The following is a 15100-nucleotide window of genomic DNA, read 5'->3' as shown; positions in this document are numbered from 1 at the left end:
GATCACGGGCGTTCACCACGGGCCTAGGCGTCCAGCATCCGCCGCAGCAGGTCCCGCAGAGCCAGCCGTTCCTGGTCCGACAGCCCGGCCAGCGGCTCCCGGGCGAAGCGCAGGGAATCGCGCAGGCTGCGTGCCACCCGGCGGCCCTCCTCGGTCGCCGCGGCCAGCTTCACGCGCCGGTCCGCCGGGTCCGGCCGGCGTTCCACCAGCCCGCGGGACTCCAGGCGGTCCACGATGCCGGTCACGTTCGACGGCTCGCAGCGCAGCCGCTGCGCCAGCTTCCGCATCGGCAGCGGCTCCAGCGACAGCAGGCTCAGCAGCCGCGCCTGCGCGCCGGTCAGGGCGTGCTCGGCGGCGGCCTCCTCGTACTCCTCGTGATAGCGGGCCACGACCGAGCCGATGAGGTCGACGACTTCCAGGGTCAGTTCATCGGGACGGTGGGTCTTCTGCGGAGTGGTGGCCATGCTCTCAGGGTACCCCCATTACTTGACATCCTGAAATATTCAGGAGCATGGTTGTTTCAGGTACTGAAGTAAAAACGCACGGACCGGAAAGGCGCACCCCCCATGATCAACCGCGAATGGCACCTCCTCTCCCGCCCCGTCGGCTGGCCCAAGCCCGAGGACTTCGCCTTGGTCGAGGCCGAGATGCCGACCCCCGGCGAGGGCCAGGTGCTCGTACGGAACAAGTACCTCTCCGTCGACCCGTACATGCGCGGACGCATGTCGGCGGCCAAGTCCTACGTCGCCCCCTTCGAGCTCGGCAAGGTCATGCAGGGCGGCGCCGTCGGTGAGGTCGTCGAGTCCAACGCCGAGGGCATCGCCGTCGGCGACCACGTCCTGCACTTCTTCGGATGGCGCGAGTACGCCGCGGTGGACGCCAAGAACGCCGTCAAGGTCGACCCGGACGCCGCGCCCCTGTCCACGTACCTGGGCGTGCTCGGCATGACCGGCCTCACGGCCTACGCGGGCCTGCTGCGCACGGCCGTCTTCAAGGAGGGCGACTCCGTCTTCGTGTCCGGTGCCGCCGGTGCCGTCGGCAGCCAGGTCGGGCAGATCGCCAAGCTCAAGGGCGCCTCCCGGGTCATCGGCTCCGCGGGGTCCGACGAGAAGGTCAAGCTCCTCGTGGAGGAATACGGCTTCGACGCCGCCTTCAACTACAAGAACGGCTCGGTCGCCGAGCAGCTGCGCGAGGCCGCCCCCGACGGCATCGACGTCTACTTCGACAACGTCGGCGGCGACCACCTGGAGGCCGCCATCGGGCAGATCAACCTCCATGGCCGGATCGCCGTCTGCGGAATGATCTCGGTCTACAACAACACCGAGCCCGCTCCCGGCCCCAAGAACCTCGCCCGCCTCATCGCGACCCGCGCCCGCATCGAGGGCCTCCTCGTCGGCGACCACTACGACCTGCAGCCGCAGTTCGTCCAGGAGGTCGGCCCCTGGGTCGCCTCGGGTCAGCTCAAGTACCGCGAGACGTTCGTCGAGGGCATCGAGAACAACCTGGAGGCGTTCCTCGGAGTACTGCGCGGTGACAACACCGGGAAGATGATCGTCAAGCTGTAGGGATGGGCCGGGCCCTGTGCTGGATTTCCGACATGCGGTAACTTCTTTCCGAAATCCGTCGCGATCGTGGGCGCGAGTCGCGGCGGACCGAGGAGGAAGACACCGCATGTCCATCCAGCAGTCCGAGGTCCTGTACACCGCCGTCGCCACCGCCGAGAACGGCCGCGACGGCCGCGTCGCCACCGACGACGGCAAGCTCGACGTCGTCGTGAACCCGCCCAAGGAGATGGGCGGCAGCGGCGCCGGCACCAACCCGGAGCAGCTCTTCGCGGCCGGCTACAGCGCCTGTTTCCAGGGCGCCCTGGGCGTCGTCGCCCGCCAGGAGCAGGCCGACATCACCGGCTCCAGCGTCACCGCGAAGGTCGGCATCGGCAAGAACGACGACGGCTTCGGGATCATCGTGGAGATCTCGGCGGCCATCCCGAACGTCGACGCCGCGACGGCCCGCAACCTGCTCGAGAAGGCCCACCAGGTCTGCCCGTACTCGAAGGCGACCCGCGGCAACATCACCGTGACGCTGGTCTGAGCCGGCTCGATCCGTACGGCAGGAGGCCGCACCCCTGGACATGGGGTGCGGCCTCTGTCGTGCCCGCTGCTCAGCTCGCCGGCGCTGCCGAGTGGACCGCCCTCACCAACCTCTGGTTCTCCGGTGCCGCCCCGCCCGGGAAGGCGCAGCGGCGGCGGGTGTAGCCGTAGGTCAGGCCGCTGCGGGGGTCGGCGAAGGCCTGGGAACCGCCGGCGCCGCTGTGGCCGAAGGTGCCGGCGCCCAGGAACGGGTACCAGGTGTCGGCCGTCGCCTGGAAGCCGAGGGCGTACGACTTGTGGGCCCGGGCCACCAGGTCGTACCCGGTCGAGTGGATCTGGCCGACCTCGGCGATGGTGTCCGGCTTGAGCAGCGGCGGCCGTTCGTCCAGCTCGCTGATCGCCGCCGCGTACATGCCGGCGAGCCCGCGCGCGGAGGCGACGCCGCCCGCCGACGCGGGACCGTTGGCGCGCACGGTACGGGAGTTGGGGTAGTCCGCGAGGCCCCCCGGCTCCGGCACATGCGTGTTGAAGGCGATGGACGACAGCGTGTGCGGGCCCTGCGGTACCGAGTCCAGCACCGCCTGCTGCTCCGGCGTCGGGGCCATCGGCTGCACGGAGCGGTAGCGGTGATCCAGCTCGGCGGGCAGCCCGAGGTGGAAGCCCAGGCCGTACGGCGCCCGGACCCGCTCCTCGTACACCTCCTGGAGCGTACGGCCCGTGGCGCGGCGGACGACCTCGCCGGTGAGCGCGCCGATGACGAGCGCGTGATAGCCGAAGGCCGTGCCGGGGCGCCAGAACGGCCGCTGGTCGGCGAGGCGTTCGGCGATGGCGCGGTCGTCGGCCAGCTCCTCGTCGGTGAACCCGGCGTCGAGCCCGACCAGCCCGGCCCGGTGGGCGAGCAGATCGCGCAGGGTCAGCGAGCCCTTGCCCTCGGCACCGAACTCCGGCCAGTAGTACGTCACCTTGCGGTCCGGTTCGAGCGTGCCGTCCTGGATCAGAAGGGCGACCACGAGGTGAGCGGCGCCCTTGCTGGACGAGAACACGCCGTAGAGGGAGTCGGCCTCGCAACCGTCACCGGCCCACAGATCGACGACCTTCCGGCCGTGCACGTACGCGCACAACTGGCCCTCGTAGTCCGGGAGTTCACCCGACACGAACGCGGCGAACTCCTCACGTACCCGCTCGAAGCCGTCCACTACGGTGCCGTGGATCACTGGTGTCATCCGCTCTCCTCATCTGGTGCCACTGGCCTGCGCCATGCTGAACAATGCCCTGCCGACCTGGGCGAATTCTCCCTTGGGGTGGTCCCGGAAGAGCGGCTCCGTGCCGAACAGCACGGCTCCCGGCCCGCTCACCACCGAAGCCTGCCCCGCCGCGTCCGCCGGCCCGCCGGAGCCGTCCGCCGCCGCTCGCCAGTGCCCGGAGACGAGCGGGTTCCCGGTCGCGTACGCCTGCTCGACCCGCACGTCCGGACCGAGGTCGGTGAACCACACGGGCGCGTAGACGAAACCGTGGCCCGGAGCGCCGGACATCAGAGTGCTGCCCGAATTCACCACGCGTACTACACCGTTGGCGTCCCCGTTGCCCTCGACCGGCTTCGCCGCCAGCAGTCCCGTCGCGGTGTTGAGCGCGGCGCCGGTGGCACCCCTGCCGACGAGCCCGTGACCGTCGAGGAAGGCGTCGAGGGCCGTACGGGCGGGGGCGGTGAGGTCGCCGTACTCCAACCCCGCCGACACGAACAGCACGTCCACCGACGACCAGTCGAACCCGGCGTTCAGCACGTCCGTCGAGACCGGCGTGACCTCGAAGTTCATCTCCCGCAACGCGAACAGCTCGCCGGCGGTGACGGCGGCGGCGACGCGGGTGCGGTGGAGCGGGGCGGTGCCGGTGAGCGGGGTCGCGTGGAAGGCGACGTCGTGCGCACGCGCGGCTGCGACGGCCTGTCGCCGCGCCGAGCCCGGCACGATCGCGCTGCCGTCGGCGGCACGGCGCACCTCGACGCCCTGCCGCAGCAGGGCGTTGAGGGCGGCGACCTCGTTCGGGTCGTCGAGCCTCAGCCGGAGGTCACCGCGCGGGGCGACGTACGCCACGGGGGCCGCCGCGCGGACGGGGCGCAGGGCAGTGCCGTACGGCATACGCGGCAGGTTCTCGACCGCCGCGCCCCACAGGCGGCCGAGGCTCCAGCCCGAGATGTCGTACATCGCCGAGACCTTGGCGCTGATGTCCCGCCCGTCCGCGAGCAGCGCGTTCGCCAGGCCGCGCTTCGGCTGACGCATGTCGACGACGTACGAGCCCTTGGCGTACGTCCGGCCCCCCAGCCGGAAGGAGTGGGCCGCGCGGGTGACCCGTACGTCGTTGGCCAGGAGGTGGTCGACGAGGCGGCCGGCGGCAGGGGCCGAGCGCTGGGCGCCGGTGCCGGCCGGGATGACGTACGCGCGGGGGAAGGTGGTCGTGTAGACGTCCTCGGCGCCGATGCCGGGGACGCCCGGGACGGTCTCCTCGGACACCGGCACCTGCGCGGCGCCGGCCGCTCCTCGCCGGAAGACCTCGATCTGGTCGGCGACGAGTGACGTACGCCTTTCCCGGACGAAGTCGAGGGTGGCGCGCAGGGCGGCCCCGGCGACGTCGACGTTGATCGCGGAGCGGCGCCGCAGCTCGGCCTGCGGCAGCGTGTTGTAGGCGTTGTTGTTCACCTGCATCGGGATCTCCACCGTGTGCGCGGCGACCGTGCCGTGGAAGGCCGCGTACTGCGGGGTGAAGATGGGCGGCCAGTCGTCCCAGCCCTCCTCCTGGTCCCGGAAGGGAATCTGCGCGGGTTCGACCCCGTCCTTAGCCGGCGTGTGGCCGAGGCCGTTGACGGCGGTCTCCATGCGCAGGGCGTTGGCGTAGGTGTTCTTCAGGAACAGGTCGTACTCGTAGTTCTCGCCGTGCGGGGGAGTGGTGGGTTCGATGAGGGTGCCGTTGACGTAGCCGTGCAGGTCGAGCATGACGGCCGGCTGCTTGTCGACCATGATCTGCCGCATCGCCCGCGTCTCGGGCTGCGAGGCGGTGACGAAGTCCCGGTTCATGTCGAAGCCGCCCGCGTTGGCGCGGGTCCCGGCGATACGGCCGTCCGGGTTGGCGGTGATGTTGAAGTACAGGCGGCTGTGGGCGAGCAGGTCGCGCGTCCTGGCGTCCGTGGCGGTGGCGAGCCGTTCGATGAGCTTCAGACTGGCGTCGGTGCCCTCCCACTCGTTGCCGTGGATGTTGTTGTTGAGGAAGACGGGCGCCTTGTAACTCTTCCTGACCTCGGGGGACTTGGCGGCGAGGGCGGGCGCGTTCTCGATGAGCTCGCGCATCCGCGCCTGCGTGCGCGCCTGGCGGGCGGTCTCGGGGGCGGTGACGGTGACGAGGTAGAGCCGGTGCCCGCCCGCCGAGCGGCCCGCGACCTCGACGCTCACGCGGTCGCCGAGGGCCTGCAGGGCGTTCAGCTTCGGCGCGATGGCGTGGTACGGGGTGAGGCCGAGCTTGATGGACTTGTCGGCCGGGTTCTCGGGGTCGGGGGTGAGGATCTGCCGGCGCGGGTAGCCGCGGCTGTCGTCGCCGATCGCCGCGGAGGGCGCTTCGGCGGTGTCCAGGGCCCGCTGGGCGGCGCTCGCGGGCGTGCGCGCAGCATCCCGGTCGAGCGCGGCCTCGCGATGGACCGGGGGGTGGTGGCCCGGGGGTTGGGGATCCGCGACGGCGGTGTGCGGGGTGAGGAGCAGGGAGCCCGCCGTGGTGAGGGCGAGGGCGGTGAGCAGAACAGGTCGGGCGGGAACGGGCCTGGCAGGAACGGGTCTCGCGGGAACGGTTCTCGTCGTGCGCACGCGTACCTCCTCGGAACTTCCTGAGATCGGTACGGCGAGGTGTACCTGTTCGACTCAACCGCAACAAGAGGGAGTTGGTGTCACCGGTGCCCCGGATGGCCCATGCGGGGGCCGCCGGACGGGGCATGCTGAGAGCGCACCGGCGGCGGCAGGAGGCGAGCAGAGCCCATGGCAACGATCCTTTCGATCCCCAGCAGGGACGACGTACTGCGCATGGCACGCGGCACGACCGACATCACCGGCCAACTCCTCGACACGGCCCAGAACCTCACCCGTATCGCGATCAACACCTTCGACCCGAGGGACGGATCGGGCGCCGAGGTCCTGCGGGTGCTGCGGCAGACCACCGCCGAACTGGCCGAGGCGAGCGCCTCGCCGCAGGCCCAGGAGGCCTTCTACCGCATCGTCGAGACCCTCACCCGGCTCGGCGCCAGCGGCGCGCCCCTCGCTGTCCACCCCGTCAGCGAGCCGGCGCAGGCCCTGCTGGCGGCCCTGGGCGACAGCCTGCTGCCGGTGCTGGACGCGGTGGAGCCGGCGGTCGAGGAGTTCGCGGCGGCGCTGGGCGAACTGGTCGAGGCGACGTCGCCCCTGTTGCCGGCGACGGCGGGCGTGGCCGCGGGCATGCTGCTCGCGCTCGCCCCACTGCTCCGTTCCGCGGCCGAGATCCTGCGCGATTCCTCCCCCGAACTCCACCGCATCGCCGACGCGTTGACGGCCGCGCTCGCGCCTCTGATGCCGCGCCAGGTGGCCCTGGCCGAACGCGCGGCCGCCGCCGGCGCGAACGTCGTCCGGGCGACGCTGCCGCCCCTCGCCGACCTCACCGAGGCCGCGGCGGCGACGACGAAGGCGGCGCGCCCGGCGCTGATCGCCGGCGAGGAGTTCCTCGTCGCCGGGCTGGAACGGATACAGCCCCTGCTGCTGTCCGGGGCGTCGCGCACGGGGCGGGTGGCACGGGCGATGGCGGTACGGGTGTCGGCGGCGGTGAGCCCGGCGGCCGACCGGGGGGTCGTGGTGGCGGTGACGCCGGGGTGAGCGGCGTCCGGGGGCAGCGGTGACCAGGCCCCGAAGCGACCGTGACTGCCGTGTGACACGGCCCGACTAGAGTGCGAACCATGCGCGATCTCGGGACCGGGTTCAGGTATCTCCTCAGGGGCCAGCGGTGGGTGGCCCGGCACGGCAAGCAGTACGGCTTCGGGCTGATCCCCGGCCTGATCACCCTGCTGCTCTACGTGGCCGCGCTGGTCGGGCTCGCGCTCTGGGGCGAGGACTTCGTGTCCTGGTCGACGCCGTTCGCCGACGACTGGTCGAGCCCGTGGCAGGGCCTGTTCCGCGGCTTCCTCACCGCCGTCCTGTTCGCGCTGGGCCTGCTCCTCTCCGTCATCACCTTCACGGCAGTCACGCTGCTGATCGGCCAGCCCTTCTACGAGAACCTCTCCGAGAAGGTCGACCGGGACGTCTCCCCCGACGGCACGGCCCCCGAGTCCGGCCTGCCGCTCTGGCGCGAACTGTGGATCTCGGGCCGCGACAGCCTGCGGATCGTCCTGCGCGCCGCCCTCTGGGGCGTCCTGCTCTTCGCCCTCGGCTTCATCCCGGTCATCGGCCAGACGGCCGTCCCGGTGATCGGCGTCTTCGTCACCGGCTTCTTCCTCACCGAGGAGCTCACGGCAGTGGCCCTCCAGCGCCGCCGCGTGGAACTCCGCGACCGCCTGACGATGCTCCGCTCCCGCAAGACCCTGATCTGGGGCTTCGGAGCCCCCCTCGCGGCAGCCTTCCTGGTGCCCTTCGTCGCGGTGTTCCTGATGCCGGGCGCGGTGGCGGGGGCGACGCTGATGGCTCGGGAGCTGATGGGGGAGGAGACGGAGGAGGAGAGCGGCGGGGACGACGTCGTGCTGTCCAAAGGCCAGGCGGCGCATTCGGCGCAGCTCGGCGGTTGAGGCCGGGCGGGACAGGCGGACGGCCACATCCCGACGCCGGGCCAGGCATTTGCAGCCCGTCCGGCGTTTGAGGACGAGGCCCGTTCAGGGCCGAAAGCGGGGGTCTGGGGGGCCGCAGGCCCCCAGGGACGTCCGCCCCGGCGCCGGGTGCCTACGAACCCGCCGTCGCCTCCACCGCGGCCGTCAAGATCCCCCGCACCTGCGCGATGATGTCCAGCCGGTTCCGTACGAACTCCGGATCCGTCACCGCCCCCGTCGCCGGATCCGTGTTGCCCGCCCCGAACTGCAGCACCGGCGTATGCACATGCCCGCCCGGCAGCGAGTCGTGCAGCCCGAGCCGGTCACGCAGCAGCGTCGCCCGGTAGGCGATCTCGTTGGAGAGGTAGTCCCCGCCGCCCCCGGCCCGCGCGGTGGAGCCCGGCGTCGGCCCGTCCGGCCGTACGACCGCGGTCGTGCCGCCCGCCGGAATCTCGGTCACACTCGTGTTGTCGTACACGGGGAACCGCCCCGTGCTCGCGGCGACGATCTCCCGGTACGGCAGCGTCGTCGTGGTCCACTGCGGCTGCGAGGCCGGATCGGCGACGGGGATCGTCTCGGTCCGCCCGATGTTGTCGTTGTCCTGGAAGCCGCCCCGCCAGGCCCCGTTGGTCCGCTCGACGTCGAACCGTCCGACGCGCCCCTGGCTCACGGTCGCGAACAGATCGGCCTGCTTCAGATACGGCCGCAGCGCCCGCTCGACCATGCCGTCCGCGAAGTCCTGCCACCGCACCGGGAACACGGCCGTCTCCACCCGGGCCGGTCCCTCCGCCGTCTCGATCACCGCGCCGTCGAGGGCGAGCGCGGTGGCGCCGGACGGGTTGGAGATACGGATGTCCCGGTCGAGCGTGAACGGGTCGAACCCGGTGACGAGGATCCGCTTCATGCCCGCCCCGGCCGCACCGGCCGGATGGCGAATATCGGTCTGCCCGCGCGAGACCCGCTCCAACGCACCGATGAGAGCGCCTCGCTGGGCGTCGCTCAGCCCGAACGCCGGCTCCCACGTCCGCACGTCCCGCGTCATCGACAACCGCGCCCAGTACAACGGCCGATCGTCGTCCCGACTCAGATCACCCCCGGCCGGACCGCGCCCCTGCGCCCGGTCCACGGCCCGGCGCCACAGCGCAGATCCCTCGCGTGTGACGACCCGCTGGGCCTGCGCGTAGGAGCGCGCCTCGGCCAGGTCGTCGGCGAACTCGGCCGCCGCGGCGTCGAAACCGGAGCGCCGCAGGATCTCCTGGGGTACGGCCTTGCCGAGGCGCTGTTCCTCGACGGTCGGCGCGGGGGCGGACCGGGCGGCGGCAGCGCCGGTCGTGGGGGCCGAGAGTCCGGCCAACAGGGCCACTGAGAGGACGCCGATCCGAACGCGTATGGAATTCAAGGGAGTTACGGTCCTTCCGTCACGGTGGGGGGTGAGGCAGAGCGTGCGTCGTGCGGGACGCCGGAAGTATCCCGTGGCGGGAGGGGGCCACGCCATGGTGTGGGACTACGCCATGGCTCGTACCTTGGCGGCGCCCCGCTCTCCAGCGTGGAGATCTGGCGGGACACCGCCGACTGCGTCCACCCGAGAGTCCGGGCGGCGCCGGTGAAGGAACCGACAACGCCGAGATGATCCAAACGACAGGGCCTGGCGTCGACGGCACGCAGATCACCGTCGACAACCCGCCCTCCGCGCCCCAGCCCCTGAGCCCGTACAACTCCCAGGTCGCCCGCGTCGAACACGCCGACGGCAGCGCGCTGTTGTTCGTCTCCGGGCAGATCGCCGAGGGTGTCACGGTCGCCGAGCAGACCCGCGGCATCTTCGAGACCATCGCCGCCCTGCTCGAGGCCCACGGCGCCACGCTCGCGGACGTCATCAGCATCCGCACCTGTCTCACCGACATCGGCACCCTGGACGAATACGGCACCGTACGGCGGCAGTTCCTCACCGGCACCCCGCCCACCAGCATGACCTTCGAGGTGCCGAGGCTGTTCAGGGCGGAGGCCCGCGTGGAGGTCGAGGTCGTCGCGGCGGTCAGTCCGCGTTCTCGCCCAGCAGTCTGAGGAAGTCCCGGAACGCGCCCGGCATGTCCACCGACTCCGGGTCCAGGAGCCACTGGTACTGCAACCCGTCCATGACGGCGACCAGCAACGGAGCCGTACGCTCCGGTGTCAGCCCGTTCGGCAGCCGGTCGCCGTACTCGGTGCGCAGGACCTCCGCCATGGCCGCCCGCACGCGCGTGTACCGCTCGGTGAAGTACTCGCGCGCGGGATGCCCCTCGGTCACGCTCTCGCCGAGCAGCGCCGAGAAGGTCTGGATGATGCCGGGCCGCATCGCGTTGTACTCGACGAGGGAGGCGAGCAGGTCGATCCGCCACCGGGTGTCGGGTACGGCGTCCCACTGGTCCCGCTCCTGGAGCACGGCGACGAGCAGCGCGTCCTTGGTCGGGAAGTAGTGCAGCAGCCCCTGCTGGGTGAGCCCCACCCGCTCGGCCACGGCGGCGAGGCTCGCCCCCCGGTAGCCGCGCTCGGCGATCACCTCCAGGGCCGCCCGGACGATCTCGGCGCGGCGCTCCTCGCTTCTGACCCTGGCGTTCATGGCGTCACCGTACGGCATCGTCGTACCCGTAATATAACACCAAGATAACGAAACCTACCGGTCTACAGGTGGCCGATGCAGGATGGAGGCACAGCCCGGACTCAACGAGGAGGCACCGCGATGGCGGGAACCCGTACCCAGGCCGACGAAGCGCGCGAGGCTGCCGTCGAGGCCGCCCTCGCCGCGCTCGACCTCGACGCGAAAGCGCGGCTGCTCTCCGGCCAGGACACCTGGACGCTGCCCGCACTGCCCGAGATCGGCCTGAAGTCCCTCGTCATGTCCGACGGCCCGATCGGCGTCCGGGGCGTGCACTGGACCGCCGACGATCCGTCCGTCGCGCTGCCCTCGCCCACCGCCCTCGCCGCCACCTGGGACCCGGACCTCGCCCGCCGCGCCGGTACCCTCCTCGCCCAGGAGGCCCGCCGCAAGGGCGTCCATGTGCTCCTCGCCCCGACCGTCAACCTCCACCGCTCCCCGCTCGGCGGGCGCCACTTCGAGGCGTACAGCGAGGACCCCTACCTGACCGGGACGATCGGCGCCGGTTATGTCAGCGGCGTCCAGTCCGGCGGCGTCGGCACCACCGTGAAGCACTTCGTCGCCAACGACGCCGAGACCGAGCGCTTCACCGTCAACAACCTCGTCTCCGAACGCGCCCTGCGCGAGCTGTATCTGGCGCCCTTCGAGATCATCGTCGAGAACGCCCACCCCTGGGGCATCATGACCGCCTACAACACGGTCAACGGCACGACGATGAGCGAGCACCACCACCTCGTGAACGAAGTCCTGCGCGGGGAATGGGGCTTCGACGGCTACAACGTCTCGGACTGGATGGCCGCCCGGTCCACCGTCGGTGCCATCGAGGGCGGCCTCGACGTCGCCATGCCCGGCCCGCAGACCGTGTACGGCGAGCCCCTCGCCCGGGCCGTACGGGACGGGAAGGTGGCCGAGGCCAAGGTCGACGACGCCGTGCGCAACGTCCTGCGGCTCGCCGCCCGCGTAGGGATCCTCGACGGTGCCGAGCCCGTCGTCACCGAGCTTCCCGCGACCGTCGACGGCAGCGCACTCGCCCGCGAGATCGCCCGCCGCTCCTTCGTCCTGGTCCGCAACGAGGGCGGCGCCCTGCCGCTGCGGCCGAACGGCACCGTCGCGCTGATCGGCGCGGCGGCCCGGGACGCCCGAGTGCTGGGCGGCGGCTCCGCCACCGTCTTCCCCGACCGGATCGTCTCCCCGCTCGACGGCCTCACCGCCGCCCTCCCCGACGGCACCCTCACCTACGCCGTCGGCGCGGACCCGAACACCGAACTCGGCATCGCCGACCAGGGCTTCGAGCTGCGGGCCGTGTGCCGGGACGCCGACGGGAACGTCATCGGCACCGGCTCCGCCCCCAACGGCCACATCCAGTGGATGGGCAGCGACCTCCCCGAGGGCGTGACCCACGAGGCCCTGCGCACCGTCGAGCTGACCGGCACCTTCACCCCGCGCGCCACCGGCCCGCACACCTTCGGCATCAAGGGCGTCGGTGCCTTCAGGCTCACGATCGACGGCACGACGTACTACGACGACGTCCAGCGCCCCGCCAAGGAGGACCCCTTCGCCGCCTTCTTCGGCGCTCCCGTCCCCCGCGCCCAGCCCGAACTCACCGCCGGCGCACCGGTCGAGGTCTCCCTCACCCACGTCGTCGAGTTCCCCGAGGCCGCCCCGCTGAGGGTCGTCGGCTTCACCCTCGCGCACCAGGAGCCGCAGCGCGACCCCGACGAGCTGATCGCCGAGGCCGTCGAGGCCGCCCGCGACGCCGGCACGGCCGTCGTCGTGGTCGCCACCACCGACCGCGTCGAGTCCGAGGGCTTCGACCGCACGGACCTCGCCCTGCCCGGCCGCCAGGACGACCTGGTCCGCGCCGTCGCCGCCGCCAACTCCAACACCGTCGTGGTCGTCAACTCCGGCTCCCCGGTGGAGCTGCCGTGGCGCGAGGACGTGGCCGCCGTGCTGCTCGGCTGGTTCCCGGGCCAGGAGGCCGGCGCGGCACTGGCGGACGTCCTCACCGGCGCCCACGAGCCGGGCGGGCGCCTGCCCACCACCTGGGGCTCCCTGGCCGACGCCCCCGTCACCCAGGTCGTCCCCTCGGCCGGCGAACTCCGGTACAGCGAGGGCGTCTTCATCGGGTACCGCGCCTGGGAGAAGGAGGGCCGGGTCCCGTCGTACCCCTTCGGGCACGGCCTCGGCTACACCGAGTGGACGTACGAGTCGGCCAAGGTCGAGGGCACCACTGTCACCGTCCGTCTCCGCAACTCCGGCGAGCGAGCGGGGCGCGAGGTCGTGCAGGTCTACCTGGCGCCGACCGAGCCCGGCACCGATCGCCCGGCACGCCGGCTGGCCGGATTCGCGGGCGTGGCCGCGGGGCCGGGGGAGACGACCGAGGCCGTGATCGAACTTCCTCGCCGTGCTTTCGAGATGTGGGACGAGCAGACCAATTCGTGGACGTTTGTGAAGGGTTCGTACGAGATCCAGGTGAGCCGCTCGATCGCCGACCGTCGGGTGACGGCGACGATTAACGTCTGATGCGGGAGAAGTGCCCCAGGAACAGCCCCGGTCCGGGTCCTGACGCCCGGGCCGGGGCTCGTCCCCGCGCAGCGCAGGCCGGGGCCCGCACTCCCGCTAACGGACCGAGAAGCCGTACACCGTCTCCGACCGGAACACCTCGCCCGGCCGCAGCACCGTGCTCGGGAACTCCGGCCGGTTCGGGGAGTCGGGGAAGTGCTGGGTCTCCAGCGCGACGCCGTCGCCCGGGGCGAAGGGCTCGGTCAGATGCTCGGCGGTGTACAGCTGGAGCCCGGGCTCGGTGGTCGCCACCGTCAGCGCCCGCCCGGTAGACGGGTCGTACAGCTCGGCGACCTCCTCCGCGGCCCCCGTCACCCCCTTGTCCAGCACGAAGTTGTGGTCGTACCCGGCGCCGACCTTCCGCGCCTGACGGAAGTCGAAGCGGGTGCCCGCGACCTCGTCCAGGGCGCCGGTCGGGATCAGGTCCGCGTCGACCGGGGTGTACCGGGAGGCGGCGAGCCGCAGTTCATGGCCGCCCGCGTTGCCCGAGCCCGCCCCGGCGAGGTTGAAGTAGCTGTGGTTGGTCAGGTTCACCACGGTCGGCGCGTCCGTCACCGCCTCGTACGCGATCCGCAGCGCCCCGTCCGACGACAGGGTGTAGGTCGCCGAGACCTCCAGCCGCCCCGGGAAGCCCTCCTCGCCGTGCGGGCTGACCCGGCTCAGGCGCACACCGTGCTCGACCGGCGTCATCACCCACACCCGCTTGTCGAAACCGCGTTCGCCGCCGTGCAGGGAGTTGGGCGGGTTGTTGGGGTCGAGCGCGTACGTCAGGCCGTCCAGGGGGAAGCGGCCGCCCGCGATCCGGTTGGCGAACCGCCCGATGAGGGCGCCCAGGTAGGGCCCCGGGTGGGACAGATATCCGTCCAGGTCGGCGAACCCCAGCACCACGCTCGCCGCGTGCCCCTCCCGGTCCGGCACCTCCAGCGACTGCACGATCCCGCCGTACGACAGCACCCGTACCCGCAGGCCCGCGCGCTCCAGCGTCCAGCGGTGGACCGGGGTGCCGTCGGAAAGTGTGCCGAAGTGTTCGCTCATGAGCGGAACACTAGTTCGTGACCGTCCGGTAGGCGATCTCGGCAAGCCGTGCCTGACCGTTCACACTCGGATGGAACCAGTCCCATTGGCTCAGCTGCTTGCCGCCGAAGCGGAACTCGTACACCGCGCCGTCGTCGAACCGGCACCGGCGGTCCTTCGCACAGACCTGCTCCAGCACGTCGTTGTACGCCTCGACCCGCTCCTGCACCGTCGCGCGCCGCTGGTTCGCCGCCGCGGTCAGGGAGTCGGCGTCGCCCAGCATCGACGGGCAGATGCCGAGCTTCCACACCTGCTTGCCCATGGGGCTCGTACGGCCCTGCTCCCACAGCCGCATCAGATTCGGCACGCTCGCGACATAGACCTGAGCCTTCGGCAGCGCCTCGCGCAGTGTGCCCATCGCGTCCTCGAACTGCGTCCGGAAGTCGGCCACCGAGGTCATCGCGTCGGTCGTGTCCCGGCAGGCGTCGTTCGCCCCCGCCATCACCGCCACCAACTCCGGCCGGCGTGTCGCCGCCTGCGCCATCTGCCCGGGCACGTCGGCCATCCGCGCCCCGGTCACCGCGTAGTTCCAGCTCCGCTCCCCGGCCTTCGCCTTGCCCAGCAGCCGTACGGCGAGACTGTCCACGCGGGGACTGCTGCCGGTGGCCCAGGAGACCTCGGGGCAGTCCGACAGGACCGAACAGGCGTCGAAACCGGTCGTGATGGAGTCGCCCACGGCCGCGATCGAGGCGGGGCTCTTGTCCCAGGTCGGTGTCGGCTTCGGCCGCGCGCTCCGCGCGTGGCTGCCGGACGGCTCCGGCGAGTTGCCGCCGACGGCGTCACAACCGGCCACGCCCAGGACGGTCGCGGTCACGGCGCCGAGGACAGCGCGCGAGAGGTGCCGTCGCTTCCGCATACCCCGGTCCATCCCCTCACTCGGCCCTGTCATGGTTCACAACCAATAACAACGCACGAGGGTTCCCGCTCGTCTCATGCAACGGCTCA

Annotated in this window: 14 protein-coding genes; 6 read left to right on the top strand and 8 right to left on the bottom strand. The window is 71.8% G+C overall.

The genetic code is table 11. The features are described from left to right. Positions 1 to 23: 23 nt before the first annotated feature. The gene (locus tag AB5J55_RS12845; RefSeq protein WP_369270801.1) at positions 24 to 464 is read right to left on the bottom strand and encodes a MarR family winged helix-turn-helix transcriptional regulator; all 441 of its coding nucleotides are present in this window, start codon (positions 462 to 464) and stop codon (positions 24 to 26) included. Positions 465 to 566: 102 nt separating this feature from the next. Between AB5J55_RS12845 and AB5J55_RS12840 the strand changes: the two genes are divergently transcribed. After that, complete coding sequence (locus AB5J55_RS12840) at positions 567 to 1565, top strand: NADP-dependent oxidoreductase (RefSeq protein WP_369270800.1); 999 nt, start codon at positions 567 to 569, stop codon at positions 1563 to 1565. A gap of 106 nt (positions 1566 to 1671) precedes the next feature. Next, positions 1672 to 2091, top strand: coding sequence for an organic hydroperoxide resistance protein (locus AB5J55_RS12835; RefSeq protein ID WP_369270799.1), 420 nt, complete (start codon positions 1672 to 1674; stop codon positions 2089 to 2091). A 70-nt stretch (positions 2092 to 2161) separates the two neighbouring features. Here the strand turns inward: AB5J55_RS12835 and AB5J55_RS12830 are convergent, their stop codons facing one another. Further along, positions 2162 to 3313, bottom strand: coding sequence for a serine hydrolase domain-containing protein (locus AB5J55_RS12830; RefSeq protein ID WP_369270798.1), 1152 nt, complete (start codon positions 3311 to 3313; stop codon positions 2162 to 2164). A gap of 9 nt (positions 3314 to 3322) precedes the next feature. Further along, positions 3323 to 5935, bottom strand: a complete 2613-nt coding sequence (locus tag AB5J55_RS12825; protein WP_369270797.1) for a M14 family zinc carboxypeptidase — start codon at positions 5933 to 5935, stop codon at positions 3323 to 3325. Between the two features lie 168 nt (positions 5936 to 6103). Between AB5J55_RS12825 and AB5J55_RS12820 the strand changes: the two genes are divergently transcribed. Beyond that, positions 6104 to 6967, top strand: a complete 864-nt coding sequence (locus AB5J55_RS12820; protein ID WP_369270796.1) for a hypothetical protein — start codon at positions 6104 to 6106, stop codon at positions 6965 to 6967. A gap of 80 nt (positions 6968 to 7047) precedes the next feature. After that, positions 7048 to 7869: an EI24 domain-containing protein gene (locus AB5J55_RS12815; RefSeq protein ID WP_369270795.1), complete on the top strand. Its 822-nt coding sequence runs from the start codon at positions 7048 to 7050 to the stop codon at positions 7867 to 7869. Positions 7870 to 8020: 151 nt separating this feature from the next. Here AB5J55_RS12815 and AB5J55_RS12810 read toward each other — a convergent pair whose 3' ends face one another. Then, a complete protein-coding gene (locus tag AB5J55_RS12810) occupies positions 8021 to 9286 on the bottom strand; it encodes a pyroglutamyl peptidase (RefSeq protein ID WP_369270794.1) in 1266 nt (421 codons plus the stop codon). 5 nt (positions 9287 to 9291) lie between these two features. After that, positions 9292 to 9627 (bottom strand): LysR family transcriptional regulator, encoded by a 336-nt coding sequence (locus tag AB5J55_RS12805; protein WP_369270793.1) that lies wholly within the window; start codon positions 9625 to 9627, stop codon positions 9292 to 9294. On the opposite strand from AB5J55_RS12805, the gene AB5J55_RS12800 reads away from it, so the two are divergent. Then, a complete protein-coding gene (locus tag AB5J55_RS12800; RefSeq protein WP_369270792.1) occupies positions 9514 to 9948 on the top strand; it encodes a RidA family protein in 435 nt (144 codons plus the stop codon). The genes AB5J55_RS12805 and AB5J55_RS12800 overlap by 114 nt on opposite strands. Here the strand turns inward: AB5J55_RS12800 and AB5J55_RS12795 are convergent. Further along, positions 9920 to 10501 carry a TetR/AcrR family transcriptional regulator gene (locus tag AB5J55_RS12795; RefSeq protein ID WP_369270791.1) on the bottom strand — a complete coding sequence of 194 codons (582 nt, stop codon included), beginning with the start codon at positions 10499 to 10501 and terminating at the stop codon, positions 9920 to 9922. The two genes, AB5J55_RS12800 and AB5J55_RS12795, sit on opposite strands and share 29 nt — an antisense overlap. A gap of 102 nt (positions 10502 to 10603) precedes the next feature. On the opposite strand from AB5J55_RS12795, the gene AB5J55_RS12790 reads away from it, so the two are divergent. Beyond that, positions 10604 to 13042: a glycoside hydrolase family 3 C-terminal domain-containing protein gene (locus tag AB5J55_RS12790; RefSeq protein WP_369270790.1), complete on the top strand. Its 2439-nt coding sequence runs from the start codon at positions 10604 to 10606 to the stop codon at positions 13040 to 13042. A gap of 96 nt (positions 13043 to 13138) precedes the next feature. Here the strand turns inward: AB5J55_RS12790 and AB5J55_RS12785 are convergent, their stop codons facing one another. Both AB5J55_RS12785 and AB5J55_RS12780 read right to left on the bottom strand, forming a co-directional pair. Continuing rightward, complete coding sequence (locus AB5J55_RS12785) at positions 13139 to 14116, bottom strand: aldose epimerase family protein (protein WP_369270789.1); 978 nt, start codon at positions 14114 to 14116, stop codon at positions 13139 to 13141. A gap of 10 nt (positions 14117 to 14126) precedes the next feature. Then, complete coding sequence (locus AB5J55_RS12780) at positions 14127 to 15011, bottom strand: SGNH/GDSL hydrolase family protein (protein ID WP_369270788.1); 885 nt, start codon at positions 15009 to 15011, stop codon at positions 14127 to 14129. Positions 15012 to 15100 lie beyond the last annotated feature (89 nt).

It is taken from the genome of Streptomyces sp. R11 (assembly GCF_041051905.1).
In the GTDB taxonomy this organism is placed as follows: Bacteria; Actinomycetota; Actinomycetes; order Streptomycetales; family Streptomycetaceae; genus Streptomyces.
Note: the sequence above shows the minus strand (reverse complement) of the source record. Positions and strands in the feature narration are given on the sequence as shown.

Coding starts and splice junctions, on each gene's coding strand:
- AB5J55_RS12785 (WP_369270789.1), bottom strand. CDS start 14,116: ATGAGCGAACACTTCGGCACACTTTCCGACGGCACCCCGGTCCACCGC.
- AB5J55_RS12840 (WP_369270800.1), top strand. CDS start 567: ATGATCAACCGCGAATGGCACCTCCTCTCCCGCCCCGTCGGCTGGCCC.
- AB5J55_RS12835 (WP_369270799.1), top strand. CDS start 1,672: ATGTCCATCCAGCAGTCCGAGGTCCTGTACACCGCCGTCGCCACCGCC.
- AB5J55_RS12830 (WP_369270798.1), bottom strand. CDS start 3,313: ATGACACCAGTGATCCACGGCACCGTAGTGGACGGCTTCGAGCGGGTA.
- AB5J55_RS12795 (WP_369270791.1), bottom strand. CDS start 10,501: ATGCCGTACGGTGACGCCATGAACGCCAGGGTCAGAAGCGAGGAGCGC.
- AB5J55_RS12800 (WP_369270792.1), top strand. CDS start 9,514: ATGATCCAAACGACAGGGCCTGGCGTCGACGGCACGCAGATCACCGTC.
- AB5J55_RS12790 (WP_369270790.1), top strand. CDS start 10,604: ATGGCGGGAACCCGTACCCAGGCCGACGAAGCGCGCGAGGCTGCCGTC.
- AB5J55_RS12845 (WP_369270801.1), bottom strand. CDS start 464: ATGGCCACCACTCCGCAGAAGACCCACCGTCCCGATGAACTGACCCTG.
- AB5J55_RS12820 (WP_369270796.1), top strand. CDS start 6,104: ATGGCAACGATCCTTTCGATCCCCAGCAGGGACGACGTACTGCGCATG.
- AB5J55_RS12815 (WP_369270795.1), top strand. CDS start 7,048: ATGCGCGATCTCGGGACCGGGTTCAGGTATCTCCTCAGGGGCCAGCGG.
- AB5J55_RS12780 (WP_369270788.1), bottom strand. CDS start 15,011: ATGCGGAAGCGACGGCACCTCTCGCGCGCTGTCCTCGGCGCCGTGACC.